A 25,850-nucleotide genomic window follows, 5' to 3' on the forward strand; every position below is an offset into this window, starting at 1 on the left:
TTATTTCGGTCAGATTGTATGTTGTAATTACAACATTTATTTGAGAAAATATATCATGACTGTGTTATCAGAAAATTGAAAAGCACTATCTGCCCTGGCATTCTTCTATAAAGAAAAAGGATGCCTCCCGTTTCCGAAAAACATCCACAAATATCTATATAATATCCATAACTTTGTCCAAACCCTCTACGATTCTTCATTCTCCCCGTATACCTGCTGGAAAAAATCCACCAGTTTTGCCAGTGAATAGATCAGTACCGTTGTCTCCTGTGTGTTAAGTTCTCCCTTAATGTGGTCGATCATACGGTGATGAAACTCTTCATGATGCAGATAAGCTGCCTTTCCTTTTTCGGTCAGGCATACCCAGACAACACGCTTATCCTGCTTGCTGCGCTCCCTGACAACATATCCCTTATCGGTCAGACCGTCCATCGCCTTTGTCAGCGTTCCGGTCGTAACGTTCATCAGCTTTGCCACCGTGCTCATGCTCTTTGGCTCTGACATTCCAATCGCTTCTATTACATGAAAATCATTATAGGTAAGATCCTTAAATTCATCCGTGAGCAGCGATTTCCCCTCGATCTCCATAATGTCTTTAAACAATTTTACCAATAATTCATTTAATGTTTCATCTGCCGTCATTCAAATATACTCCTATTCATGGCAGTACAGATTGCCTTTCACATATATGTAAACTGCAGCCAGTCTGTTTGCTGCTGCCTTTACCATACCAAAACCGTCGCGCCCCATGTCAGCCCGGCTCCAAATCCTGCCAAAACTATTTTTTTACCTTCACATATCATACCACGTTTATTGATATTATCAAGCAAAATCGGCACGCTCGCCGCGGAAATATTGCCGCACTCTTCCAGATTGGTAGGAAACTTTTCCATCGGCTGATGCAGTCTTTTTGCAACAGACTCAATAATGCGCAGATTTGCCTGATGAAGTACGAACAGATCAATATCCTCCACTTCAAGTCCCGCTTTTTTCACTGCCTCTTCTATCACCTTTGGCACCGTTTTGACTGCAAATTTATATACTTCCTGACCATTCATCGACACATAGGAAAGTTTCGTATCGTTGACCGCAAACGGATTATTGACCGGACGGTTATCACAGCGGAGGACTTCCCCCCGCGCGCCGTCGGAACCCTGTACCATGCTTAGAATGCCGCTTTTGTTTGCTGCACCCGGCTGCTTTGCTTTACAATTTGTTTCGGAATCCACCTCAACGACCGCCGCCCCTGCACCGTCCCCAAACAATACACAGGTGCTTCTGTCATTCCAGTCCATGATCTTTGAAAGAGTTTCCGCTCCAATGACCAATGCATTTTTGTATACACCATTTTCCAGATACATCTGAACCGTATTTAACGCAAACAAAAATCCGGAGCAGGCAGCGTTTAAATCAAATGCAAATGCATTTTTTGCTCCAAGCGCACTCTGCACTTCACAGGATAAGTTCGGCAGAAACTTATCCGCCGTAACCGTTGCTGCAATGATAAGATCAAGTTCCTCCGCAGTCACTTCCGCATCTTTTAACGCTTCCTTTGCTGCTGCGACAGCAAGCCCTGTCGTCGTCTCCTCCACCGCAAGATGTCTTGCACCGATTCCGGTACGGCTTCTGATCCACTCGTCAGAGGTGTCCATCAGTTTACTTAAATCATCGTTTGTCACCCGAAGTTTTGGAACCGCACTTCCGGTTCCCTTGATTTTGATTTTCATACTTTTTCCTCATTCCAGAGTTTATTTTATTTCCATCTGCCCTCTGTAAAATAATCCAGTAACCTTTTTATCAGAACGCACGGAATCTCGCATAGCGCTCCTCGGCAAGCTGCTCTCCTGTCTTGCCATTCTGACGCTCTAAAAATTCTTTCATATGGCCTTTCATATATCTTGAGATTGACTCACATGCTTTTTCGTCTGCCGTGCCATACTCCGGGATTACCTGCTCCACAATATTTAACGCATACAGATCATGCGCCGTGATCTTCATGACCTCGCTGGCTTCTTTTGCACGTTTTCCATCTTTCCAGAGGATCGATGCAAATCCTTCCGGCGAAAGTACCGAATACGTTGCATTTTCAAGCATCCAGACTTCATTGCCGACCGACAGTGCAAGCGCACCGCCGCTTCCGCCTTCTCCGATCATCAGACAGAGGATCGGAACTTTGATGGCTGACATCTCATAGAGATTTCTTGCGATTGCTTCACCCTGTCCGCGTTCTTCCGCTTCTTTTCCGCAGAATGCACCGGATGTGTTCACAAATGTGATGATCGGACGGTTGAATTTTTCTGCCTGTTTCATCAGACGCAGTGCTTTTCTGTAACCTTCCGGTGACGGCATTCCGTAATTGTGACGCATGCAGTCTTTTAAATCTTTTCCTTTATGAATACCGATCACAGTGACCGGCTGGCCGTCAAGGTAGGCAACACCGCCCACAATCGCAGGATCATCCGCGAACTGTCTGTCTCCGTGAAATTCCATGAAGTCGTCAAAAATATTGTCGATATAATCCACCGATGCAAGCCGGTCTGCACGTCTTGCCGCACGCACTTTTTCCCATGCGGAAAGAGGCTGTGCCTTTGTGGCGCGCTCTTTCATGACCTCTGTCGGCTCGTAACAGTCATCGCTGCGCAGCGGATCAAAGTTTGCATATCCTTCCGTTTTCTGATGCATCTTTAAAATGCGGTAAAGTGTCATTTTTAAATCTTTACGCTCCACGATCGCATCCACAAAACCATGCTCTAACTGAAACTGCGCTCTCTGGAATCCCTCCGGCAGTTTCTCTCCGATCGTCTGCTCGATGACACGCGGCCCTGCAAATCCGATCAATGCTCCCGGTTCTGCAAGGATGATATCTCCTAACATTGCAAAACTTGCCGTCACACCTCCGGTCGTAGGATCGGTTAACACCGGCACATATAAAAGTCCTGCCTCGGAATGTTTCTTTAAAGCAGCTGCTGTCTTTGCCATCTGCATCAGGGAAACGATTCCCTCCTGCATTCTTGCACCACCGGAACAACAGAATAAAATAACCGGAAGAGAAAGTTCTGTCGCACGCTCCACCGCAAGTGCGATTTTTTCTCCCACAACATGCCCCATACTGCTCATCATAAACCGGGCATCACACACGCCGATCACCGTCTCAAGTCCATAGATCCTGCATTTTCCGACTGTGACTGCCTCATGCAGTCCTGTCTTTTCCTGTGCGGCTTTGATCTTCTCCGGATATCCCGGAAAATCAAGCGGATTTTTTGACTCCAATTCCTCAAACCACGGCTCAAAGGTATCCTTATCCGCAACCATGCGGATCCTGTTTTTGGTACGGACGCGGAAATAATTGCCGCACTCATAACAGACATATTTATTTTTTTCCGCAGTTTTCTTATTGATCTCTCTGCCACAAGCCGGACAGACGATCGTTGCCGGCGGCTCTGTATTAACTGTCTCTGCGTCTTTTTTTGCTGCCTCTGCCGTTTTCTGTGGTTCTTCCACTGTCTCTGTTACTTCTTTATTCTTTTTCCAAAAAAATGCTGCCATAGTTTCCCCTTTTTGCCTGTTTACAGTGATTTATCAAACCTATGCTGTTCCAGACTCTCTTAACTTCAACTGATCGCAAATGTGAGTTCCGCGATGCATGCAATACTGCCATCCACCTTCGCCGTGGCGCGGCCGACTCCGATCGGACCTTTTTGTTTTATGATCTCCGTTTCTAATGTCAAAACATCACCCGGCACTACTTTCCGTTTAAATTTTGCTGAATTGATTCCCGCAAAATATGCCGTTTTTCCACGATTTTCTTCCACCGAGAGAATTGCAACCGCTCCGGTCTGTGCCAGTGCTTCAATGATCAGCACGCCCGGCATGACCGGTTCATTCGGAAAATGTCCGCCAAAGAATGGCTCATTATAACTGACACATTTTTTTGCAACTGCACGCACGCCGGACTCTAATTCTTCCACTGTGTCGATCAGCAAAAATGGCTGGCGGTGCGGAATGATCTCCATAATCTGTTTCGTTGTTAAAACGGACATAATTTCCTCCCTGTTATTCACTGTATTTTTTCAGCAGGATACTTGCATTGTGTCCGCCAAAACCGAGTGAGTTGCTGAGTGCATACGGCACATCCATCTGTACCGCCTCTTTACAGTAATCAAGATCAAGTTCTTCATCCGGTGTTGTGTAACCAACGGTCGCATGTACAAAATTATCCTGCATTTCCTTGACACAAGTTACAAATTCGATGGCGCCTGCTGCACCGAGCAAATGTCCGACCATAGATTTCGTAGAATTGACCTTCATATCATACGCATGATCACCAAAAGCAAGTTTGATCGCGCGTGTCTCAAACAGATCGTTGTGATGTGTAGAAGTTCCATGTGCATTGATATAGGTAACTTCTTCCGGACGAATGCCCGCATCTTCCACCGCATTTGTCATGGCACGGGCAGCACCTGCACCATCCTCAGCAGGAGAAGTAATGTGATATGCATCGGATGATGTTCCGTATCCGACTACCTCTGCGTAGATTTTTGCTCCACGCGCTTTTGCATGTTCTAATTCTTCTAACACAACGATTGCCGCTCCTTCTCCCATCACAAAACCGCTGCGGTTTTTATCAAACGGAATGGAACATTTCGTAGGATCACTTTCAGAGGAAAGTGCCGTCAGAGATGTGAATCCTGCAATTCCAAGCGGGCAGATCGCGCCCTCTGTTCCACCGGCAACCATCACATCTGCTTCACCATACTGAATACTCCGGAATGCCTCACCGATACTGTTTGTTCCGGTTGCACATGCTGTTACCACATTGATACTCTTTCCTTTCAGTCCAAATGCAATGGAAACATTTCCGGCTGCCATGTTGGAAATGACAAGCGGTACGAACAGCGGATTCACTTTTGACGGTCCTTTTTCCAACAGTCTTTTGTGCTCACGCTCAATTCCCCCAAGACTTCCGACTCCGTTTCCGACTGATACGCCGACGCGGTAAGGATCTTCTTTTTCCATATCTAATGCTGCATCTGTGATCGCCTCTTTTGCAGCTGCCACCGCGTACTGGCAGAACAGTTCCATACGTCTTGCCGTCTTCGCATCCATATACTGTTTTGCATCGAAATCTTTTACTTCGGCTGCAAGATGACATTTATATCCTTCTGTATCAAATTTTGTGATCTCACCGAAACCGGTTTTTCCTTCTTTTACGGACTGCCAGAACTCCTCTACACTAAGTCCGATCGGAGTGATCGCGCCCATTCCTGTTACCACTACTCGTCTGCTCATAACTTTTCCTTTCCATTTTCAAGCCCCAAATTCAGGCTTTTCCTTTTTGATCCGACACAATACCATGCAGTCAAAATGTTTTTACTGCTTATATGCTCATACCGCCGTCCACGGAAATTACCTGTCCTGTGATGTAGGATGCTTTCTCCGAGGTTAAAAATGTCACTACCTCCGCAATATCATCCACTTTTCCGACTCTGCCGAGCGGGATCTGCGTTTTCACTGCTTCCTTTGCATTGTCTGTCATCTGCGCTGTCATTTCCGTATCAATGAATCCCGGCGCAACCGCATTGCAGGTAATCCCACGGGAAGAAAGTTCTCTCGCCACACTTTTGGTCAGTCCGATCACGCCCGCCTTGCTTGCACTGTAATTTGCCTGTCCTGCATTTCCAAGAATACCGGATACGGATGATAGATTGATGATCGTTCCGGAACGCTGCTTTAACAGATAGCGTGAAAAATGACGGATCGTGTTAAAAGTTCCCTTGAGGTTTGTCGCAATGACCGCGTCAAATGCTTCCTCGCTCATTTTCATCAAAAGATCATCCCGTGTGATACCGGCATTGTTGACCAGAATATCCAGATGACCGTATGTCTCCATGATGTCTTTTGCCATTTTTTCACAGGCACTATAATCAGATACATTGCAGCCGTAAACTGCCGCTTTGCCGCCATCCGCTGTGATTTCTGCCGCAACAGCATCGGCACGCTCTTTGGAACCGTTGTAATTGATGATGACAAATGCACCTTCTTTTGCAAGACTTTTTGCGATCGCAGCTCCGATGCCGCGGCTTGCACCGGTGACCAGTGCTGTTTTATTAGTTAACATAACTTCTCCTTTTTTCTGATAGCTGCCAAACTTTTTTCACATCAAAATATGTGGCATATCTTATTTATTTTTGCTCTCAGCAACAAATTTCTCAAAGTCTTCATATTTATCAATATTGACTGCAGCTACATCACGGTTGATCTTGCGCATGAATCCTGTCAAGGTTTTCCCCGGTCCGATCTCTACAAATTTGTCTGCTCCGTCTGCGATCAGACGCTCGATCGTCTGCTGCCAGCGGACAGATGAGGACACCTGTTTTTCCAGTAATGGTTTGATCTCCTCTTCTTTTGTCACATAGTCTGCTGTCACGTTTGCGACATACGGGATTGCCGGTGTATGGACTGTTACATGTTTTAATTCCTCGCCAAGTTTTTCTCCGGCACCCTTTAACATTGCTGAGTGGAACGGTCCGCTGACCTTTAACGGAACAACACGTTTTGCTCCGGCTTCTTTGCAGAGCTCTCCGGCTGCCGCTACGGCTTTTTCTTCTCCGGTAATGACGATCTGTCCCGGGCAGTTATAGTTTGCGATCGATACAATGCCCTCTGTTTTTTTACAGGCTTCCTCAATCTGCGCGGTATCCAGTGCCAGGACTGCTGCCATGGCTCCGCCCTCCGGCACCGCCTCCTGCATGTAGATCCCTCTTTTGCGCACCAGTGCAAATGCATCTTTTCTGCTCAGTGCTCCGCAGGCGATCAGTGCACCATATTCTCCCAGGCTTAAGCCTGCAGTCACATCTGCTTTATAGCCTTTTACCTCCAATGCACGCAGGATCGCAGCCTCGGCGGTCAGCATACAGATCTGTGTATACTCCGTGATATTGATCTTGTCGTTTTCCTCAAAGCATAACGCAGCGATATCAAGTGCTGACGCCTCGGATGCCTCCTCAAATACCTCCCTGCATTCCGGGATGGCATCGTAAAAATCCTTTGCCATTCCTATGTACTGTGCTCCCTGTCCCGGAAACATAAAAACCGTCTTTCCCATGTTAATCTCCATTCTTGCGCTGTCTTTTGCGCATCTCAAGTTTGTGCGTAAGCACAAATCTTGCGTGTGAAAAATCTTATTTTTCACACTAACCTCCGTTTTTTGCGCTTATTTTTGCACTATCTTCCAAGCAGTTTCTCTGCCTGTGTCACAACATCCTCAATGATCTCTTTACAGGTCTGCTCTTTTTTTACCATGCCCGCGCTCTGTCCTGCCATCAGGCTTCCGTTTACCACATCACCATCCATGACTGCCTTGCGCAGGGAACCAAGTGTAAGGTGCTCTAACTCTTCAAAGGATGCTCCCTCTTTTTCCAGTTTCAGATATTCGCGGCTCATCTGGTTGCGCAGCACGCGGATCGGATGTCCGGTACTCATACCTGTCACTTCCGAATCAATATCCTTTGCCTTAATGACACGCTCTTTGTAATTCGGATGCACGATGGATTCTTTCGCGACCACAAATCTGGTTCCCATCTGTACACCTTCGGCGCCGAGCATAAATGCTGCTGCCATGCCTCTGCCGTCTGCAATTCCCCCTGCGGCAATGACCGGTATCTGTACTGCATCTGCCACCTGCGGAACGAGTGTCATGGTCGTCTGTGCACCGATATGTCCGCCAGACTCCATTCCCTCTGCAATGACTGCATCTGCTCCGCCACGTTCCATCATTCTCGCCATTGCAACACTTGCAACAACCGGAATCACGACAACGCCTGCCTTTTTCCAGTCATCCATAAATTTTCCAGGGTTACCGGCACCTGTGGTCACTACTTTAACGCCCTCTTCAATGACGATCTGTGCAACCTCAGCCGCATTCGGATTTAATAACATGACATTCACGCCAAACGGCTTGTCCGTCAGCTTTTTTACTTCCCTGACCTGTTCTCTTACCACTTCAGGCGGTGCACTTGCAGCTCCGATGATTCCTAACCCTCCGGCATTTGAAACTGCCGCCGCAAGATGATATTCCGCAACCCATGCCATACCGCCCTGGATGACCGGATATTTTGTTCCCAGCAGTTTGCTTACCCTTGTCTCCATACTTAAGCCACACCTTTTCCTTTTAAGTACTCGACAACATCATTGACAGTTACGATAGAAGGTAAATCCTCAGATGGGATCTCCACGCCAAACTCTTCCTCAAGAGCCATGACAAGTTCAAATAAATCTAAGGAATCTGCTCCTAAGTCATCTTTGAAATTGGACTCTGCCTTGATTTCAGACTCATTCACATTTAACTGCTCTGCAATAATCGGGATCATTTTCTCTAACATATTTTTCTCCTTTTCTGCGCATACCTTATTATTTTTTCAGCGCCTTGCCCTTATTTCTATTGTGGGCTGATTTTCTTTTCTTATTTTCTGATTCATGTAATCATTTGCCTTTCAAATAGTTTGATAGTCAAATAATTAGCTTTTCAAAGTATATGTCTGATGGAAATATTTGTCAAGGTAATTTGATAAAATTTTGCAAAATGGTACTTAGGTATCAGGAACCATAAATAGAAAAAAAGAACAACCATAAACACTGTGTTTATAGCTGTTCTTACATTAATTCTTTTAAATTTTTTAATCTTTTATTTCCGAAAATAACAGGAGCAATCACTTTCTGACCGTCACAGTTTTCACCTTACTATAAGCTCCCTGCACTCTTTTCCCGCGGGAATTTTTATAAGAGCATACGCGGACATAGTATTTCTTTCCCGGCTTTAATTTTGTGATTTTTTTGGTAGTGGTTTTGTTTTTTGTGACAACAACTTTTTTTACATTCTTTTTGAATTTCTTATCCATGGAATACTGAACGATATAACCGGATGCTTTCTTGTCCTTTTTCCATTTTACTTCAAATGTCTTTGCCTTTTTGGATTTCAGAGAAGTAATCTGGTTCTTCACCGGTTTTACCGTTAAAGTAATCGTCTTTGTTGCTGCCTTATATTTTCCTTTTGCAGCCGCTTTGATTGTGATTTTTGTCTGTCCGTAACTCTTTAATTTGATTTTTCCGGTCTTACTTATGGCTGCGATCTTTTTATCTGCCACCTTGTAGGTCAGTTTTGCCCCACAACTTGATTTGGCACCTATGGCAAAAGTTTTTGTGCTGTAGGTCTTTGTAATATTTTTAGCTTTTATGGTCTGTTTCTTTTTCTGCTGTGTGGCATTACCGTTCTGGTCTGACGGCTTATCCGGCTGATTCGGAGTATCTGTCTGCCCCGGCTTTTCTGTCTGATCCGGCTTTTGTGTCTGCCCCGGTTCATCTGTCTGATCTGTTATTTTTTCTACATTTAACGTAACTATTTTCTTCGCTGCCGCACAGGTATCTGTCTCTGATGCCGAGATAATAATTTTTACTGTCCCGGAACCTAAAATATATCCTTTTCCATCTGCATCTATTTTTACGATTTTTTCGTTTTCTGACCGGTAAGATATCTTACCATCCCCATCCGACTTTGCGTCAAGATAGAAAATATTCAGATCCTTTTTATCTGCCTGATAAGAATACGTGATCTTTTGCACACGCTTTTGATCCGTTTCTTTATTTTTTATTGTAATATAAATTTCTGTCTGCGCCATTTTACAATTTTGCGTCGCAGATGCCGTGATCACAATATTGGTCGTACCTGCTCCGATGATCTTTACAGCTCCATTTTCAGATACCTGAATGATATCTTCGTTTCCCGAATAAAAACTTAGAGTTCCATCCCCGGTTGTTTTTGCAGTGATCTTAAAATCCGGATCTCCAACCTTTTTTTCAATGTTATCATTATCTGTCGTAATCGTCTGGGTTTTCCGTTCGTCAGCTACCTTACTTTTTATATTGTTATTTTTCGCATATTTTTTTGCAGCAGAACCTGAACTACAGTATATCGTTAAATTGCTGCAATACGAAAACGCATTGTCTGCTATTGTTTTTACCCCGTCCGGTATGGTAATACCGGTCAGATTTGTACAGCCACCAAACGCATTATCCGGAATATCCGAAATATTTTTGGAAATTGTTACTTCTGTTAACGCATCACAATACCGGAAAGCCCATGCCCCCAAATCTTTAACACTGTCCGGCAGATGTACCTGCTGCATGGAATCACACCTATAAAAGGCATAGTTTCCTATATCCGTAAGCTGATTTGAGAACCGGACTTTTATAAGCGAGGAACAGGATTTAAATGCATCTTCGCCAATGCTCTTTACGCTGTCCGGCATATCTACCGATGTGATCTTTTCACAGTTACTGAAGGAACCGTCAAGGATTCCCACCGTCCCCTCTAAGATCTTCACGTTCCCTTTTTTCCCGGCAGGACAATTAATCAACACGAGTCTGCCTTCCTCTGTGCCATACAATATGCCATCCTCTGATCTGTATATCGTATTCCCTGCCGCCACATTGATCGTCTCTAAGTGATCACAGCTGCCGAACACATTGTTTCCTATTTTTGTTGTCTTAGCCGGAATTGTGATCTGTTTTAAATTTTGGCAATAAAAAAATGCTTCTTTTCCGATCGACTCCAGATTCGCCGGAAGTATCATCGTCTCCATTCCGGTCGAAAAAAATGCCCGTTCTCCAATACTTTTTACACTATCAGGAAGTGTAACTTTCGTTGTAAGACAATCCCAGAATGCAAAATCTCCGATATGCTCTACTCCATCCGGCACATTCATATCAGTCTTACGGCCTGCCGGACAATAACAAACTGTTTTTCCATTCTTTTCATATAACACGTTATCTTTAACCTGATATCTCGTATTATTGCCTGAAACCTTTATCTCTGTCAGCGCAGCACAGGAACCTATGATATCACCATTAATATTATAAGTGCCCTCTGTAAAATCAATACTTGTCAGCCGATTGCAGCTTGTAAACACAAGTCTATCCATTTTGATTATGGATTTGGGAAGAACAACACTTTTCAAATGAGTTTCGGAAAATGTCTGCATACCAATCTCTTCTACACCTTCTGCCATTGTGACACTTTCCAGATTGCTGCATCCATAAAATGCCAGCATTTCAATTTTCCGTACATTTCCCGGAATGATTACGCTTTTGATGTATTTATTATTCTGAAATGCTGACTTGCCAATTCTACTGACATTTGAAGGGATTGTAACCGTCTCTGCTGTTCCGGTATATTTTGTCAACAGACCGTTGTTGATCGTAAATTCACCCGTATCTGCTGTTTTTGTATCTTCTTCAGTTTCAAACACCTGTTTTTCTGCATTTTCCGGCTCTGCTGCTTCTGTTTCCTCTATGTATTCTGTCGCAGCTATATATTCCATCACTCCTGCATTTTCTGCCGCCTGTACGGACAATAGATTTACGCCTGCAGCTAAAATAGCTGCTCCCAGCATTCCAGTCAGTATTCTTTTCATTTTCATAACGTTTCTCCATCCTTTACCACTTTTATGCCGATGCATATCACTTCAATTTTACACTTTTTACCGTACCATAACTTCCCTGTACTTTTTTTCCGTGAGAATTTTTATATGCACACACACGGACATAATATTTCTTTCCCGGTTTTAATTTCGTGATCTTTTTCGTAACGGTCTGGTTTTTTGTGACAACAGCTTTTTTCACATTCTTTTTGAATTTCTTATCTGTGGAGTACTGAATGATATAACCGGATGCCTTCTTATCCTTTTTCCACTTTACCTGTAACGTCTTTGCCTTTGGCTGCTTTACAGAGGTTACTTTTACCTTTACCGGTTTTACGGTTAATGTGATCGTCTTTGTTGCTGCCTTATATTTTCCTTTTGCGGCTGCTTTGATCGTAATTTTTGTCTGTCCACAATTTTTCAGTTTGATCTTTCCGGTCTTACTTATGGTCGCAATTTTTTTATCTGCCACCTTGTATGTTAATTTACCTCCACCATTTGTCTTTGCTCCGATGGAAAATGTTTTTGTACTGTATGTCTTTGTGATATTTTTTGCTTTTATGGTCTGTTTCTTCTTTGTCTGCTGACCATCTGTTGTCCCAGATGTATTGTTGCCGCCATCAGAAGGTTTTTTATCCTCTGTTGTCTGTGAATCATCCTTCGACACGTTATCCGATGGTTTTTTCCCCGGATCTGTATTGCTCTGTGTCTTTTTGGGCTTCACAGTTACTGTGACGATTGTCTCTGATGCATGATACAATTCCGTTTCTGATGCAAGAACAGTAATATGTGCTGTCCCCTGTTTTATTCCACAGACTTTTCCGGAAGCATCCACGCTTGCAACCGTTTTATCATCTGACACATAAGAAATTGTTCCGTCCCCATCCGTTGCAGCGTCTAATGCTACCGTATTTCCTTCATAGATACTGATAATATCCGCGACGGTGATCGTCTGCGATTTTTTCTTCACCACACCCCGGACACTGATATGGATCGTTTTCGATGCCCACTCGTAAGCGTCTGTTCTTGCAGCCGTGATCACGACATCTGTTGTTCCTGTTCCTTTGATCGTGACTTTTCCGTCAGCGCTTACCGTAACCACAGACTCATCCTTTACCTTATAAGTCAGCTTTCCATCTCCGTCTGTAGCTGCCTGAATATAAAATGACTCATCTCCATACATTTTTTCAAAGTCATTCGCTGTGATCGTCTGCCGTTTCTTCGCTGTGTTTCCATACGCATAAGAAATATCATTTTCTTTTGCGTAGCTTTCTGCACAGGTTCCCTCCTTACAGTAAATGAGCAGATCCCTGTCTCTCCGGCCGGTTTCAAATGCACCATCCTCTATGCTGGTTACGGACGCCGGAATGATCGCATACTGTAAATTATCACAGCCATCAAATGCCCTGTATTTTATACTGGTTACCCCTTCTGGAATCACGATATTTTCCAGAGACTCACACCCCGCAAACACTGCCTGATCAATGTCCGTTAATCTGGCTGGTAATTTGACACTCTTTAACGCTGTACAATCTTCAAATGCATACATTCCAATTTGCTCGATATTATCCGGCAGTTCAATTTTTTCCAGCGCACTGCATCCTTCAAAAGCACTGCTGTTGATTGTCTCTAAACTTTCCGGCAGTCTGACTTCTGTCACATATTTACAGTCATGAAATGCCTCCGTACCAATCTCATGCATTCCGTCTGCAACCGTAACAATTCCCTGTTTCATCGCAGGACATACCATCATTCTCATGTATTTCTTCTTTTCATATAAAATACCGTCCACACTTTTAAAATATGTGTTTTCCGGTACAACTATAATCTCTTCTAATGCCTTACAGTCCCTAAATACATAACTTCCAACACTTGAAATTTTCGAAGTCAGCTCCAGTTTCTTTATCTTCTCACATCCCCACAGTGCCATATCATCAATCTTCCATAAGGTCTGTGGCAAGGTTATATTTTCAATATTTTTGCAGTTATAAAAAGCTGCTTTTTCAATAACCTCAACGCCCTCCGGCAGTATGACCTGCGTTTTGCTGCTTCCCTGCGGAAAATAGTATAAATCTTCAACTGATTTATCATACAATATGTTATCCTGGACTTTGTATTTTGTACTGCCGGTGGCTTTTACTGTATTCACATTGGGCAGATCTACAATACGGTTAGAGATAACTGCCGTAGAAGTCGTTATATCCAGTTCCGTAATTAAATCACTTCCGCCAAAAGTAAAATCTTTCATCTCCGTAACGCTGCCCGGTATCATTACCGTTCCTTTTTTCGCAGAGGTACCGGAAACTGTTATGCTTTCTAAATTTTCACAACTTCTGAATGCATATGATGCGATCGTCTGTAAGGTCTTTGGCAGTTCCACAGACTTTAATTTCGTACAGTGATAAAATGCTCTATATCCTAATGCAGTAACCCCATCCGGAACTTTGACGCTCTCAATATCTTTTCCCTCAAATGCCGACTCACCGATGGAAGTTACCCCTGCCGGAATCGCAATCTCTGTTTCATACCCTCTGTAATCTGTTAAAACTCCATTTTCAATTACAAAACCATTTTTATCTTCTAGTGCATTGCCCACAGAAAATACATGCTCTGTCTCCGCCGCATCCTCCTCTGCTTCCATGATTTCTGTCACGTCCCTGTCTGCGTACAGATTCTGTGCCAACACAGGGGAAGCACTTATCTCTCCTGATAGCATCACTGCCGCTAATACTCCTAATAACATTTTCTTACTCACGCAATACTCCTCCAGCTGCCTGCTGCAACCTCATTTTCTTTTAAAAAAATCATTTTTCACAATATTTTTATCTTATCGTATCATTAACATTTATGTCAATTGACGGTCTAGTCCTCTGGTACCATAAAACAAAAAATAAGTGTGAAAAAATTTTCTTCCACACTTATTTTTGTCTATGATTTTATTTTTATGATTCGATCACAAGCTCTTCTTTTGTGACCTCTCCTTTTTCGATATGGAAAGAATTAAGTACAAGTTCCTCCGGATTCATCAGCGAAAGGATAAGATAGTTCATCTTCGGATCATACGCTAAGCGGATGTCTTCCTGGGACGGGCGTGACGGCGATTCCGGATGCGAGTGGAAATTACCGAGAAGCACGCCTTTTTTCTGGCGGATATCTTTGATCGCTGCTAGCTGCTCTGCCGGGTCCATGGAAAAATGTTCCCTGCTCTCGTCTACATTGCGAAGCAGATACACGTCTGTTACCACACGTTTTTCCCCTTCCACATAGCCGCCAAGCAGTCCGCATGCTTCATTCGGGAGTCCGTTTTTTGCGTGATCTACGATCTTATTGTAATCTTCCTGTTTTAAAATCAGCATATGCGCCTCCTAAATTAAATACCATCTGTGCAGACAACCTGCTCATAATCGATCAGTTCTGTGATTGTCGGATGCTTTCCACATACTGCACAGCCATCTGTATTGGATGGCAGTTTCACTTTATGAAATTCCTGGTTGATCGCATCGTAGGTCAATAAATAACCGGTCAAAAGTTTTCCTACACCAAGAATGTATTTGATAGCTTCCATTGCCTGTAAACTTCCAATCACACCGCCCATGGCACCGATGACACCTGCCTGTTTACAGGTCGGCACTGCATCCTTTGGTGGTGGATTTTTGAATACACAGCGGTAACATGGTCCCTCTCCCGGAACATAAGTCATAAGCTGTCCTTTAAAGCGGATGATTCCTGCATGGGAAAATGGTTTTTTCGCCATAACACAGGCATCATTGATCAAAAATTTTGCCGGGAAATTATCAGTTCCGTCGATAATAAAATCATAATCTGCGATCAGATCCATAATGTTTTCGCTTGTCACAAACTGACGATATGTTTTTACCGTTACATCCGGGTTCATTGCATTAATCGTCTCTTTTGCGGATTTTACTTTTGCTTTTCCAATATCGGCTGTGCCATGGATGATCTGACGCTGTAAATTAGAAAGATCGACCTCATCTGCATCTACGATACCAATGGTTCCCACACCTGCTGCACCAAGATACATTGCTGCCGGTGCTCCAAGTCCGCCTGCTCCGATAATCAGAACTTTTGCATTCAAAAGTTTTTTCTGTCCCTTTGCGCCGACTTCTTTTAAAATAATATGTCTTGAGTAACGCTCAATCTGCTCATCTGTTAATGCCATAGCTGCCTCCTCCCATGAAATATAAAAATTCTACGTTGTCACCATCTTTTAATACCGTTGACTGCACCTGGTCAGATGGAACAAATTCCTCATTGATGGAAACGGTAACATACTCTGGTGTCTCCACCTGCTCTAACTCAAACAGTTCTGTTAACTTCAAATCATCTTTTACTTCTTTTTTGTTTCCTGCCACTGTGATCTGCATATTTCTCCTCTTTTCCGCGGAAATTTTTTTCTACCCGCTATTTTTCTCATCTTTATTTTGCATTATTTTTCTGCGTATGCAAAAAAATCTAAACTGCTTTTTAACGCCATCAATGTAAAGTTTATGCGTTCAATGCTTCATCAATCCAGGCTTCAATGTCAGCTTTTCCTGCTGCACCGGCTCTCTCTGCTTTGACTTCGCCCTGCACAAACAAACGCAGTGCCGGTACACCCATGACATCATACTTTTCTGCAAGCTCCATGTCATAATTGACATTGACTTTGTATACGGAAAGTGTGTCTTCGCGTTCGTCCTCAATATCCCCAAGCACCGGTGATAACTGCTTGCACGGAATACAGCTGTCTGAATAAAAATCAACCAGAACAGGCAGCGGATTTTTCAGGACTTTTTCTTCAAAATTGTCTTTGTTGATTCGCTGTGCCATGTTTCCTCCTATCCCTCTACCTTACGGACGATCAGATTATAAGTTCCGTCTTCGTTGTCTACCAGTTTTAAGATCTGATGCCCTTCTTCTTTGACGCTGCGCGGTACATTCTGTACCGGTTCACCATCATTCATACGGATGGCAATGACTTCACCGTCATCTAATTCTTCCAACGCTACTTTTGCTTTTACAAAAGTGAGCGGACATACTTTATCGGTAATATCGACTGTCTCGTCGATTGCAATTCCTGCGATTTCCATTTCTTCCCTCCTGTTTCTTCTTATTATATATGCTGCATTTTTGATTGCTCCAGATTGTTTTCTGTATGCATGCTTTTGCTGCATCTATTTGTTTACATGCTTATTTGTTCTTGCATGCATATTTTTTTGTGACATATCTATTTGTTTTTATATACAATTTTTTCCTGCATGCATGTTTTTCTGCCCGAAATCCTTACTTTCCCTCGTAGGCTTCTTTGATCTTCTTGCGGAACTCTTCCTCGCCGACGCGCTGTAACGTCAGGCGGAAACGCTCGCCCGGATTTGCATGGTCTCTGAAAAAGTCGATTGCCGCATCCGTGACACGGAACAATGTTTCTTTGTCATGTACGATCGGTAAAAGCTGTTCGCCTTTATAGATCTGATTGCCGAACAATCCACCGAAAGAAACCAGATATCCGCTGTTTCCTTCCCACGCATCGGTCGGGCAGGATTTTACGCAGCGTCCGCAGTAATTACACCTATCACGGTTGATCGTCACTTTATTTCCTTCACATTTGATCGCACCCTGACGGCATGCCTTTTCACAGACTCCACAGCCGATACATTTATCCTCTGCCCAGGTAACCTCCATACCGCCTTTGATTCCGATATCATTTTCCTCTGCCTTTAAGCAGTTATTCTGGCATCCGGTCACACCAAATTTAAATTTGTGAGGAAGCTCACGTCCAAAATAATGTTCATCTAATTCCTGTGCCAGTGAGTAGGTATCAATACATCCGCTTGGACAGATCTCTGATCCCTGACAGGCTGTAACGGTACGGACTCTCGGCCCACAGACACCCGGTTTCACACCGCCTTTTGCAAGTTCTGCCTTTACTTCCTCGATATTTTCAAAATTGACAAATGGAATCTCGATTCCCTGTCTTGAGGTCATATGTACATAACCTTTGCCATACTTTTCTGCAACCTCAGCCACAGTCTTAATATTTTCTGCTGTCAGATTACCTCCGACTACCTGGATTCTGAGTGAGAAAAATCCTTTCTGCTTCTGTCTCATGAATCCACCTTTTTTTAATGCTGCATAATCGACTCCCGCCATCTTTACACTCCTTATCTTTTCTGTTTTATATCCTAGTATTTTACTGTGCTTTTCTATTGTAACACATTAAAGTGCCCGTTTTAAAGTGTTACTGTAAAATTCGATATATTTTTCAGGAAAGGCTCTCAATCGCCTGTTTAAAATCCCAGATCAGATCATCTATATCCTCGATTCCGACGCTGATGCGCACCAGATCATCAAATACACCGCCTACCCGCTTTTCTTCCTCTGTACTGTGTACGCTGATGGTCGATTCCGGATGAATGACAAGCGATTTGGTATCACCGATGTTCGATACCTTAAGCGGATATTTTAATGCATTGATAAATGCAAATGCCCGCTCCTTGCTGCCAAGCCTTAAGGTAAAGATGCCGCCGTAGTGACCGTCAAACTGGCTTGCTGCAATTTCATGCCAGCTGCTTGATTTCAGTCCTGCATAATTTACTGTGATATCTTTATAATTTTCTTCGATATAAGCCGCAAGCTGCATTGCATTGTCGCAGATACGCTCCATGCGAAGTCCCAATGTCTCAAGCCCAATGCTGTTTAAAAATGCATTTTGCGGCGAAAGACAGGCTCCGGTGTTGCGGAACAGTCCGTTTCTGAGCTTTGCTGTATATGCAAACGGTCCGAATTTTACAAAATCACGCATGCCTGGATATTTTTCCGTATCCCACTTAAAGGTTCCGCCGTCTGTGATCACTCCACTGATGGAATTGCTGTTTCCATTGATATATTTCGAAGAAGAGTTCACAACAATGTCTGCTCCCAGAGAAAGCGGTTTTACCAGATACGCAGTGGCTGCCGTGTTGTCGATGATCAGCGGTACGCCATTTTCATGTGCCAGCTTTGCAAGTGCCTTAATATCTGTCACATCCAGTCTTGGATTTCCGAGTGTCTCCGCAAAATAAAGTCTTGTGTGTGCATTGGTTGTCTTGCAGAATGCATCAAGATCGTTATTCTCCACATAATGTGTTTTGATGCCAAATGCTTCCAGATCCCGGAAAAGATCAATGCTTCCACCATAAAGGCTCGCGCTTGATACGATCTCATCGCCTGCCTGTAAAATATTTGCAAATGCATTAAACATTGCAGCCATTCCGGATGCACAGGCAACGCTTGATTTACCGCCCTCTAACACAGTCATCCTTTTCTCAAATGCCTCAACGGTCGGATTATTGATCCTCGTATAGGAAAATCCCGGAGCCTGATTATGAAATATCTTTTCCAGATGCTCCGCCGATTCCTGTTCAAATGCACTCGACTGATAAATTGGTGTTAATGTTGCTCCCGTCTGCGGGTCCCCCCGAAAAGCACCGTGCAGCAAAGATGTATTAAATTTCACTGTATCGCTCCTTTCATTTCCTACTTGTCGTATAGGAATAATATGTTTTAACTGAGTATAGCAGTAAAGATAATAAATTGCAAGAAGTTTTTTCCACATTTTTCTATTTTTGCGGATTGGATGACTGGAAGCGGTGTCGGACATTACGAATGATATGATTCATGGGCAGGATTGAAATTGTATGCATTCGTTCTATTGAATGATATAATGAAGAGAATAAAATGGAAGTTGTGGGAATAAAAAATATGGAATTAAGACTATTGCGCTATTTTTTGACAGTGGCAAAAGAACAGAGCTTTACAAAAGCAGCAGAAATGAAGCCTGGTGACTGTATCAATATTCCGGCAGAAGTGAAACACTGGCATGGTGCCGCACCGGATGAATGGTTTTCTCATCTGGCAATTGAAGTACCTGGTGAAGAGATATCGAATGAATGGTGTGAGCCGGTTGCCTATGAAATATATAAATTGCTCCGATAACTTCAAGTTTGCCAGATTCATATCTAACAGGTAGAACAGATTTTTTTATGGATAAGATGATGCTGGGGCAAATAAAGTTTTTTATCGTTCTATCATTGATAGTACCTTGAAAAATTGCACAAAGATCGGACTTTTTTTGTGACTTTGGGAGAAAATCAGAAAATCTTAGTATGCCTGTTAATTTAAAAAATTCTGAATAATAACTTCCTGAATAATAACTTCCTCTGCTTCTTCCTCTGTAAGTCCAAGTGTACGAAGTTTCAGAAGCTGTTCATCTATAATGGCATAATGTTAATGGCTTACCGCCAATGTTTGTTAGTGATTTCCCGCACAGCCATGCTTGTCCTCGCCACAATGATGCTCTCCGCATGAATGACCATCCTCATGATCGTGGTGTGTACAGTGAACATCCGGATTGTATGTCAGATTGCCTTCAAGATATGCTTTTACAGCTTCGTCTGCATCACCTGATACTCCACCGAACAGTTTTATTCCCGCAGCAGCAAGTGCAGCCTGTGCTCCTCCACCGATGCCACCACAGATCAGAACATCTATATCTGTTGAATTAAGAAATCCTGCAAGTGCACCATGTCCCTGTCCGTTTGTGTCCACAACCTGTGTGTTAACAATTTTGTTGTCCTCAAGATCGTACACTTTAAACTGCTCTGTGTGTCCGAAATGCTGAAAAATCTGTCCGTTTTCGTATGTCACTGCTATTCTCATTTTATCCTGTCTCCTTTATGATTTCTGTTTTACTGCTTATTATTATAGTTACATATCACAATCCTATCTGTGATAGTCACATTTCTGGCACTGTTTCATCTCATTTTCCACATCTTCCTTATAGAAAATATCTGACCACCGGCAGATACTCTGCAATATCGGAACAACCGAATTTCCTTTTTCCGTAAGTGAATACTCAACTCTCGGCGGTATCTCATCATATGATTTCCGGTCGACAATACCATCGGCTATGAGATCTTTTAACGTTGCTGCTAAAACTGCGTCTGTGATGTTATACATTTCTTTCCGTATCTCGCTGTAACGCAGTTTTTTATCGGCGGAAAGCACACATATAATACGCGATTTCCATTTGCCACCAAAGACCGCAAGACCGTATTCAAGCGGGCAACGGATATCAGCCTCTAATTTTTTTCTGTATTTTGCCATAAAAAACACCATTTTTCGCATATCAAGTTTATGTGTAAGCACAAATCTTGCGTGTGAAAAATGTTATTTTTCACACTAATCACCTGCAGGTTTTTCGTAACTGCTCAGAATCTCTGAGCCAATTACATGTATTATAACCTAAAGGTAATCTTTTTTGAAGTAACTATGAAATTTATTAGTGACCTTAACATTTAAATGAAAACCAACCCATTGCGCATTTCCCCTGCCTGTGATACCATAATGAGCAAATTTGCCATCTTTTTTTAACCAATACAAAAGACTTTTGCAGGAAGGAATCCCCTATGAAAAAGCACAAAAGCATTACCATCCTTCTGATGTGTATGTTACTCCTCGTGTCTGTCTGCGCAGGCATTTTATTTGGAAGCGTGAATATTGCATTCAAAGATATCTTACATTGTCTGACCGGGGCAGACCACAGTTCTACTTCTTATATTTTAATCACTACCGTGCGCATCCCACGCGTGCTCGGCGGACTTTTTGCCGGAATCGGTCTATCCTGTTCGGGCGTGATCTTACAGGGTGTGATGAACAATTCGCTGGCAAGTCCAAGCACGATCGGTGTCAATTCCGGCTCCGGTTTTGCAGTCATGCTCGCCATGATCTTTTTCCCGGCAAACTCATTTGCACTTCCGGTCTTTGCGTTTTGCGGCGCCCTGCTCACCACACTGCTGATCTTCTTTCTGGCTGCGCTCTCAGACAGTTCAAGGACTACGATCATTCTTGCCGGTATTACAGTCTCCAGTTTTTTAAGTGCAGGCATCAACACGATCAAACTTTTAAATACGGATATTACGGTGAACCTGACGTCTTTTCTGATCGGTTCCCTCTCCGGGCTTACCCTAAGCAGGCTGATCCTGCCGTGCCTCTGTATTGCTATTGCATTCTTTGTTTCCTTGTTTCTCGCACATCCGTTAAATCTGCTCGGGCTTGGGGATGACATCGCGCGCTCCCTTGGACTGCGCGTTTCACTCACCCGTTTTTTGCTTTTGTCCCTTGCGAGCATCCTTGCCGGATGTGTTGTCAGTTTCGCCGGTCTGCTCGGTTTTATCGGACTGATCATCCCGCATATCTGCAGGCGGCTTTTTGGCAGCGATGCACGTTTTCTTTTGCCTTGTTCTGCACTTTTGGGCAGCAGTTTTGTACTGTTATGTGACCTGCTCGGACGGATGATCTTCTCTCCATTTGAGCTGCCCGCCGGGATTATCATGTCGTTCGTCGGCGGACCGTTTTTCCTGTATCTGTTACTGAAAAAGAAAGGAGGGCGAAGAGTCCATGCTTGAATTTCGCAACGTTTCCGTTTCCTGTCAGCACACGCCGATCTTAAACGACATCTCATTAACTTTCCGTGACGGGGAGATCACCACAATCCTTGGCCCGAACGGTTGTGGCAAGACCACTCTGGTCCAGTGCTTAAACGGTGCTTCCACAGTGACCGCCGGACAGATATTCTTAAACGGACAGGATTTTCTTAAAATTTCCCCGAAAGAACGTGCAAGAGAAGTTTCCCTGCTCCCGCAGGTCCGCACGATCATTCCTGCTATTCCGGTTAAAATGCTTGTGGAACACGGGCGCTTTCCTTACCTTGGATTTTCCCGCCGGAAATCAAAGGAGGACACTGAAATTGTAAACCGTGCCATGGAATTTACCCACATCAGCCAGTATGCCGACCAGTATGTCGACACGCTCTCCGGCGGTATCCGACAGCGCGTGTTTTTTGCCATGGTGTTAGCGCAGGATTGTGATTACATCGTGTTAGACGAGCCGACCACTTACCTGGATCTGACCGGTCAGCGCGAATTTTACGCCATGATAAAGGAATTAAAAAAACAGGAAAAAACGATTATTCTGATCTTACATGATCTGAGTCAGGCGGTGCGCATCTCAGATACGCTAGTTGTCATGAACCGCAATATTGCCATGGTGGGCACGCCCAATGAGTGCCTGCAGTCGCATGTGATCGAGAATGTGTTTCAGACAAGCTGGAAAAGGTTCACGGATGAAGATGGAGAGTATTACTTTTTTGAGTAATACTCTTTTTTGCATTAATTTTTTCTTGACATATAGATTAAAATGATGTATTTTTATTTTACATTTGATTGTGTGCAATTTAATTGTTTTAAATCATTCATTTTAAAAAAAGACTTTAGTGTGAAAAATAAGATTTTTCACACGCAAGATTTGTGCTTACACACAAACTTGAGATGCGCAAAAAACAGCGCAAGAAAGGAGATTACTATGAATTTTTATGATTATGAAGCAGAGGATGCAAGATGCAATGTTGTGAAAATGGATGACTACAAGGGGGAAGGTCGTTCTTGTTGTAAACACGGCTACCCGCTGTGGATTTACCCCGTAGTACGATGATCTGCAGGATCTGTATGAAAAATATCAGGATGCAGGATTTGATCCAAACCACCCTCTCACCCCGCTGCTCGAAAGTGGATTATACCGTACCCAGCCGGATTTCCGTAACACCCCTGATATCAAGTGGAACTTTACAAAGTTTCTGATCGACCGGGATGGAAATGTGGTAGAACGGTTTGAACCTACCACTGATATGGCTGTTGTGGAAGAACGGGTTGCAGAATTGCTGTAAATTCTCCGGTTTTATGTTATACTTACCGCATGAGAGATAACATTATTTTGAACCAAAAATCCATGGATTATGCAAATAACCGTGTGGTAACACTTGGGGATCTGACACCGGAATGGCAGATGAGTCCGAGAAAGAAAAACTTTTAACATCACTGCTCGCTCACTATGGCATTGAAGCAAAAGCTTTCAATCCGGTTCATCTCGCCAACACTTTGATCTACAAGATCCCTGCCGTAAGTTACACCGCAAAACGCAGGGTTAATGACAGAGTTTACCCAACTGCATGTAACAACTGTTCTACTTTCCTTTTAAATTCATAAAACAGGTCAATATATTGTTCCACGATCGTTTTGCAATAATGCTTGACAATTTCACAATCGTAGTCATGCGCAAGCTGATTCCTTACCTTTAACATTTCCATCCATGCATCATCTGAAATTAGCTCCGCTTTATAGGATGTTTTGAGCACTTCACGCGGCGAACCCGCAATAAAGCCTGTCATCGCATAATATTCTATCAGTATATCTTTCATAACTTTCCATGACAGATCAAATGTGATGCTAAATTTTGCACTGGTTCCACTCAATACAAAAGAATCCGAAAGATCCCGCTGTTTTGCTTCTTCAAGTGCATCCAGTGAATTACAAAAAGATCTATAGCGTTTTTCAAATTTTTCGTCCATATTGTCTGATATCCTCCAACAATAACTGATTCTTACAGGTATCCATATTTACCAGATCTATACTGTACAGTGTCGGCAATTCTTCTATTTGTTCTGCAAGTGCATCAAAATCCTTCACACCGGACACGGCAACATCAATGTCACTTCTCTCCCGTGCTGTTCCTTTCGCTCTGGAGCCAAATAAGATCACCTCCACCGCCGAAAAATGCCTGCAAAGTTCTGCAACCGCCTGTATTACTTCTTCTGCCCTCACAAATACTACCTGCCTTTTTCTCATATTGAAATCATTTTAGCAGACGTTGCCGGCAATAGCAACGATTGCCTTTGACGTGTATTTATGGTTTAATATGAACAAATACATTCACAAAAAAGGAACCCGACATGAACAAACAGGAAATTTACACCTGCCTGAAAGATCACAACATCTGGCACGAGATCACGGAAACACAGTTCATGTTGTTTCCATCTAATCAGATAATATACAAAGAGGAAGCACACTCTGCTTTAAATGTGATCCATTCACTGCAGTATGCTTCCTCTTTTTTTTAATTACAACTCCATTCCTGCCGTCTCCCCGATCACAATAACCGCCGGAGACTGCATCCCGGATTCTTTTACTTTTTCTCCAATATCAAAAAGTGTTCCTCGCACACTTACCGTTTTTCCATCAAAATTTCCCTGCACCACTGCTGCCGGTGTTTCCGGAGATTTTCCATACTCCATCAGCCGTCCGGCCAGTTTTGAAAGCTGGTGCATTCCCATCAGAAATACAAGCGTACCTTCCACTGCCACAAGTTCTTTTAATCCTTCCGGCAGACTGTCGGCAGTACCTTTCGTATGTGCCGTCACCACATGAAAACTGCGGCTTTTTCCACGGTGTGTTACCGGGATTCCTGCTGCCGCCGGAACCGCAATGGCAGATGTGATTCCCGGCACTTCTGTCACCGGGATTCCTCTCGCCTTTAACGCTTCCATTTCCTCACTGCCTCTGCCGAAAACAAACGGATCTCCGCCTTTTAAGCGCACCACGCGTTTGCCTTTCTTCGCATGTTCGATCAGGATCGCATTGATTTCTTCCTGTTCCCTGCTATGTACACCGATCCGTTTCCCGACATAAATTCTTTCACAGCTCTCCGAAGCGTGGTCTAACAGACGCGTATCGATCAGATCGTCATAGACAAGCACCTCGGCTCTCCGTATTGCATTTAAACCGCGCAGTGTGATCAGGTCATACGCACCGCAGCCCGCACCGACGAGCGTTACCATGCCTAGACTAACAATTTTTTCCAATCCAGTCTGTTCCGCACTCTGGCAATAATCTCTGATCCGCTGCATCGTTTCTTTCTCATCCGGCACACGGTTTTCATCCATGCAAAGCTGTGCCGTCTCTTTTAAAAATCTTGCTCTGATCTTGTCATCTGCAATCAATTTTTTTGCAGGTTCACGGATCGATTCTAAATAATCAAGGATCTCTTCCATCTGATTCGGCAGTTCTCTCGCTATGTGGCTTCTTAATTCTGCCGCAATCTGCGGGCTGGCTCCTGCAGTGGAGATTCCAGCGGTCAGTTTTCCCTCTTTCACAAGGGATGGAAATAGAAAAACGCAGTAATCTTTGTCATCCACCACATTGATTAAAATCCCTTTTTCCTGACACAATGCACTGATCCTGTGGTTTAATTCTCTGTCATCGGTTGCCGCAATGACAAATGCACAGCCCTCGATGTCTTCCGGCACAAATGCACGCTCCTCGCACAAAAATACCGGATCCTGTTTTAATTTTTCCATGATATCAGGTGCTATTATGATAATCTTTGCACCGAACGGCTTCATCTTTTCTGCCTTGTGTGCTGCAATCCTGCCGCCGCCCACGATCAGACCTTTTTTATTTTCTATATCAATAAAAAACGGAAAATATGCCATTTTCAAACCGAACC

General features: G+C 43.5%; 24 protein-coding genes and 4 pseudogenes. 5 read left to right on the plus strand and 23 right to left on the minus strand.

What is annotated here, in order from left to right:
• Positions 1 to 186 precede the first annotated feature (186 nt).
• The 18 genes from DW650_RS12510 to DW650_RS12595 form a co-directional block, all read right to left on the minus strand.
• Complete coding sequence (locus DW650_RS12510; RefSeq protein WP_118210102.1) at positions 187 to 642, minus strand: MarR family winged helix-turn-helix transcriptional regulator; 456 nt, start codon at positions 640 to 642, stop codon at positions 187 to 189.
• Between the two features lie 80 nt (positions 643 to 722).
• Entirely contained in the window at positions 723 to 1,727 is a 1,005-nt protein-coding gene (locus tag DW650_RS12515) for a beta-ketoacyl-ACP synthase III (RefSeq protein WP_118210103.1), read from the minus strand.
• 70 nt (positions 1,728 to 1,797) lie between these two features.
• Positions 1,798 to 3,546: an acetyl-CoA carboxylase carboxyltransferase subunit alpha gene (locus DW650_RS12520; RefSeq protein WP_118210104.1), complete on the minus strand. Its 1,749-nt coding sequence runs from the start codon at positions 3,544 to 3,546 to the stop codon at positions 1,798 to 1,800.
• A 65-nt stretch (positions 3,547 to 3,611) separates the two neighbouring features.
• Positions 3,612 to 4,040 carry a 3-hydroxyacyl-ACP dehydratase FabZ gene (gene fabZ / locus DW650_RS12525; protein WP_118210105.1) on the minus strand — a complete coding sequence of 143 codons (429 nt, stop codon included), beginning with the start codon at positions 4,038 to 4,040 and terminating at the stop codon, positions 3,612 to 3,614.
• A 13-nt stretch (positions 4,041 to 4,053) separates the two neighbouring features.
• A complete protein-coding gene (gene fabF / locus DW650_RS12530; protein WP_118210106.1) occupies positions 4,054 to 5,289 on the minus strand; it encodes a beta-ketoacyl-ACP synthase II in 1,236 nt (411 codons plus the stop codon).
• 88 nt (positions 5,290 to 5,377) lie between these two features.
• Positions 5,378 to 6,118 (minus strand): 3-oxoacyl-[acyl-carrier-protein] reductase, encoded by a 741-nt coding sequence (gene fabG / locus DW650_RS12535; RefSeq protein WP_118210107.1) that lies wholly within the window; start codon positions 6,116 to 6,118, stop codon positions 5,378 to 5,380.
• Positions 6,119 to 6,178: 60 nt separating this feature from the next.
• Positions 6,179 to 7,105 carry an ACP S-malonyltransferase gene (gene fabD / locus DW650_RS12540; RefSeq protein WP_199654274.1) on the minus strand — a complete coding sequence of 309 codons (927 nt, stop codon included), beginning with the start codon at positions 7,103 to 7,105 and terminating at the stop codon, positions 6,179 to 6,181.
• Between the two features lie 119 nt (positions 7,106 to 7,224).
• Positions 7,225 to 8,148: an enoyl-[acyl-carrier-protein] reductase FabK gene (fabK, locus tag DW650_RS12545; protein WP_118210108.1), complete on the minus strand. Its 924-nt coding sequence runs from the start codon at positions 8,146 to 8,148 to the stop codon at positions 7,225 to 7,227.
• Positions 8,149 to 8,150: 2 nt separating this feature from the next.
• Positions 8,151 to 8,381 (minus strand): acyl carrier protein, encoded by a 231-nt coding sequence (gene acpP, locus DW650_RS12550; RefSeq protein ID WP_015559405.1) that lies wholly within the window; start codon positions 8,379 to 8,381, stop codon positions 8,151 to 8,153.
• A gap of 327 nt (positions 8,382 to 8,708) precedes the next feature.
• Entirely contained in the window at positions 8,709 to 11,474 is a 2,766-nt protein-coding gene (locus tag DW650_RS12555) for a leucine-rich repeat domain-containing protein (protein WP_158576227.1), read from the minus strand.
• Positions 11,475 to 11,514: 40 nt separating this feature from the next.
• Positions 11,515 to 14,229, minus strand: coding sequence for a leucine-rich repeat protein (locus tag DW650_RS12560; RefSeq protein WP_118210110.1), 2,715 nt, complete (start codon positions 14,227 to 14,229; stop codon positions 11,515 to 11,517).
• A gap of 187 nt (positions 14,230 to 14,416) precedes the next feature.
• Positions 14,417 to 14,830 (minus strand): M67 family metallopeptidase, encoded by a 414-nt coding sequence (locus DW650_RS12565; RefSeq protein ID WP_118210111.1) that lies wholly within the window; start codon positions 14,828 to 14,830, stop codon positions 14,417 to 14,419.
• Positions 14,831 to 14,844: 14 nt separating this feature from the next.
• Positions 14,845 to 15,654, minus strand: a complete 810-nt coding sequence (locus tag DW650_RS12570) for a HesA/MoeB/ThiF family protein (RefSeq protein WP_006855308.1) — start codon at positions 15,652 to 15,654, stop codon at positions 14,845 to 14,847.
• Positions 15,638 to 15,859 carry a sulfur carrier protein ThiS gene (gene thiS / locus DW650_RS12575; protein ID WP_117922037.1) on the minus strand — a complete coding sequence of 74 codons (222 nt, stop codon included), beginning with the start codon at positions 15,857 to 15,859 and terminating at the stop codon, positions 15,638 to 15,640. Before thiS ends, DW650_RS12570 begins: the two co-directional genes overlap by 17 nt.
• 121 nt (positions 15,860 to 15,980) lie before the next feature.
• Entirely contained in the window at positions 15,981 to 16,304 is a 324-nt protein-coding gene (locus tag DW650_RS12580; protein ID WP_117921210.1) for a thioredoxin family protein, read from the minus strand.
• 8 nt (positions 16,305 to 16,312) lie between these two features.
• Positions 16,313 to 16,564, minus strand: coding sequence for a sulfurtransferase TusA family protein (locus DW650_RS12585; RefSeq protein WP_022111933.1), 252 nt, complete (start codon positions 16,562 to 16,564; stop codon positions 16,313 to 16,315).
• 193 nt (positions 16,565 to 16,757) lie between these two features.
• A complete protein-coding gene (locus DW650_RS12590; RefSeq protein WP_118210112.1) occupies positions 16,758 to 17,624 on the minus strand; it encodes a 4Fe-4S binding protein in 867 nt (288 codons plus the stop codon).
• Between the two features lie 112 nt (positions 17,625 to 17,736).
• Entirely contained in the window at positions 17,737 to 18,969 is a 1,233-nt protein-coding gene (locus DW650_RS12595) for an O-acetylhomoserine aminocarboxypropyltransferase/cysteine synthase family protein (RefSeq protein WP_118210132.1), read from the minus strand.
• 245 nt (positions 18,970 to 19,214) lie between these two features.
• Between DW650_RS12595 and DW650_RS20645 the strand changes: the two are divergent.
• Positions 19,215 to 19,283, plus strand: a pseudogene (locus DW650_RS20645) (LysR family transcriptional regulator); the annotation flags it as partial.
• Positions 19,275 to 19,448, plus strand: a pseudogene (locus DW650_RS12600) (carboxymuconolactone decarboxylase family protein); the annotation flags it as partial. The pseudogenes DW650_RS20645 and DW650_RS12600, both read left to right, overlap by 9 nt.
• Before the next feature lie 315 nt (positions 19,449 to 19,763).
• Here DW650_RS12600 and DW650_RS12605 read toward each other — a convergent pair.
• Together DW650_RS12605 and DW650_RS12610 are read right to left on the minus strand one after the other, a co-directional pair.
• Positions 19,764 to 20,171: pseudogene (locus tag DW650_RS12605) on the minus strand (NifB/NifX family molybdenum-iron cluster-binding protein); the annotation flags it as partial.
• Between the two features lie 63 nt (positions 20,172 to 20,234).
• The gene (locus DW650_RS12610; RefSeq protein ID WP_117921215.1) at positions 20,235 to 20,618 is read right to left on the minus strand and encodes a winged helix-turn-helix transcriptional regulator; all 384 of its coding nucleotides are present in this window, start codon (positions 20,616 to 20,618) and stop codon (positions 20,235 to 20,237) included.
• Between the two features lie 302 nt (positions 20,619 to 20,920).
• Between DW650_RS12610 and DW650_RS12615 the strand changes: the two genes are divergently transcribed.
• The 3 genes and pseudogenes from DW650_RS12615 to DW650_RS20650 all read left to right on the plus strand — a co-directional run bounded on the left by DW650_RS12615 (position 20,921) and on the right by DW650_RS20650 (position 23,235).
• Positions 20,921 to 21,919 (plus strand): FecCD family ABC transporter permease, encoded by a 999-nt coding sequence (locus DW650_RS12615; RefSeq protein WP_117921207.1) that lies wholly within the window; start codon positions 20,921 to 20,923, stop codon positions 21,917 to 21,919.
• Complete coding sequence (locus DW650_RS12620) at positions 21,912 to 22,667, plus strand: ABC transporter ATP-binding protein (protein ID WP_117921206.1); 756 nt, start codon at positions 21,912 to 21,914, stop codon at positions 22,665 to 22,667. The genes DW650_RS12615 and DW650_RS12620 overlap by 8 nt, the downstream gene beginning before the upstream one ends.
• 207 nt (positions 22,668 to 22,874) lie before the next feature.
• Positions 22,875 to 23,235: pseudogene (locus DW650_RS20650) on the plus strand (glutathione peroxidase).
• A 270-nt stretch (positions 23,236 to 23,505) separates the two neighbouring features.
• Here DW650_RS20650 and DW650_RS12630 read toward each other — a convergent pair.
• The 3 genes from DW650_RS12630 to cysG form a co-directional block, all read right to left on the minus strand.
• Complete coding sequence (locus tag DW650_RS12630; RefSeq protein WP_117921205.1) at positions 23,506 to 23,916, minus strand: HI0074 family nucleotidyltransferase substrate-binding subunit; 411 nt, start codon at positions 23,914 to 23,916, stop codon at positions 23,506 to 23,508.
• A complete protein-coding gene (locus DW650_RS12635; protein ID WP_117921204.1) occupies positions 23,900 to 24,169 on the minus strand; it encodes a nucleotidyltransferase family protein in 270 nt (89 codons plus the stop codon). The genes DW650_RS12630 and DW650_RS12635 overlap by 17 nt, the downstream gene beginning before the upstream one ends.
• A 296-nt stretch (positions 24,170 to 24,465) precedes the next feature.
• The gene (gene cysG, locus DW650_RS12640) at positions 24,466 to 25,836 is read right to left on the minus strand and encodes a siroheme synthase CysG (RefSeq protein WP_117921203.1); all 1,371 of its coding nucleotides are present in this window, start codon (positions 25,834 to 25,836) and stop codon (positions 24,466 to 24,468) included.
• Positions 25,837 to 25,850: the final 14 nt, after the last annotated feature.

The sequence above is a fragment of the Roseburia sp. AM23-20 genome (genome assembly GCF_003470905.1).
Taxonomy (GTDB): Bacteria; Bacillota; Clostridia; order Lachnospirales; family Lachnospiraceae; genus Roseburia; species Roseburia rectibacter.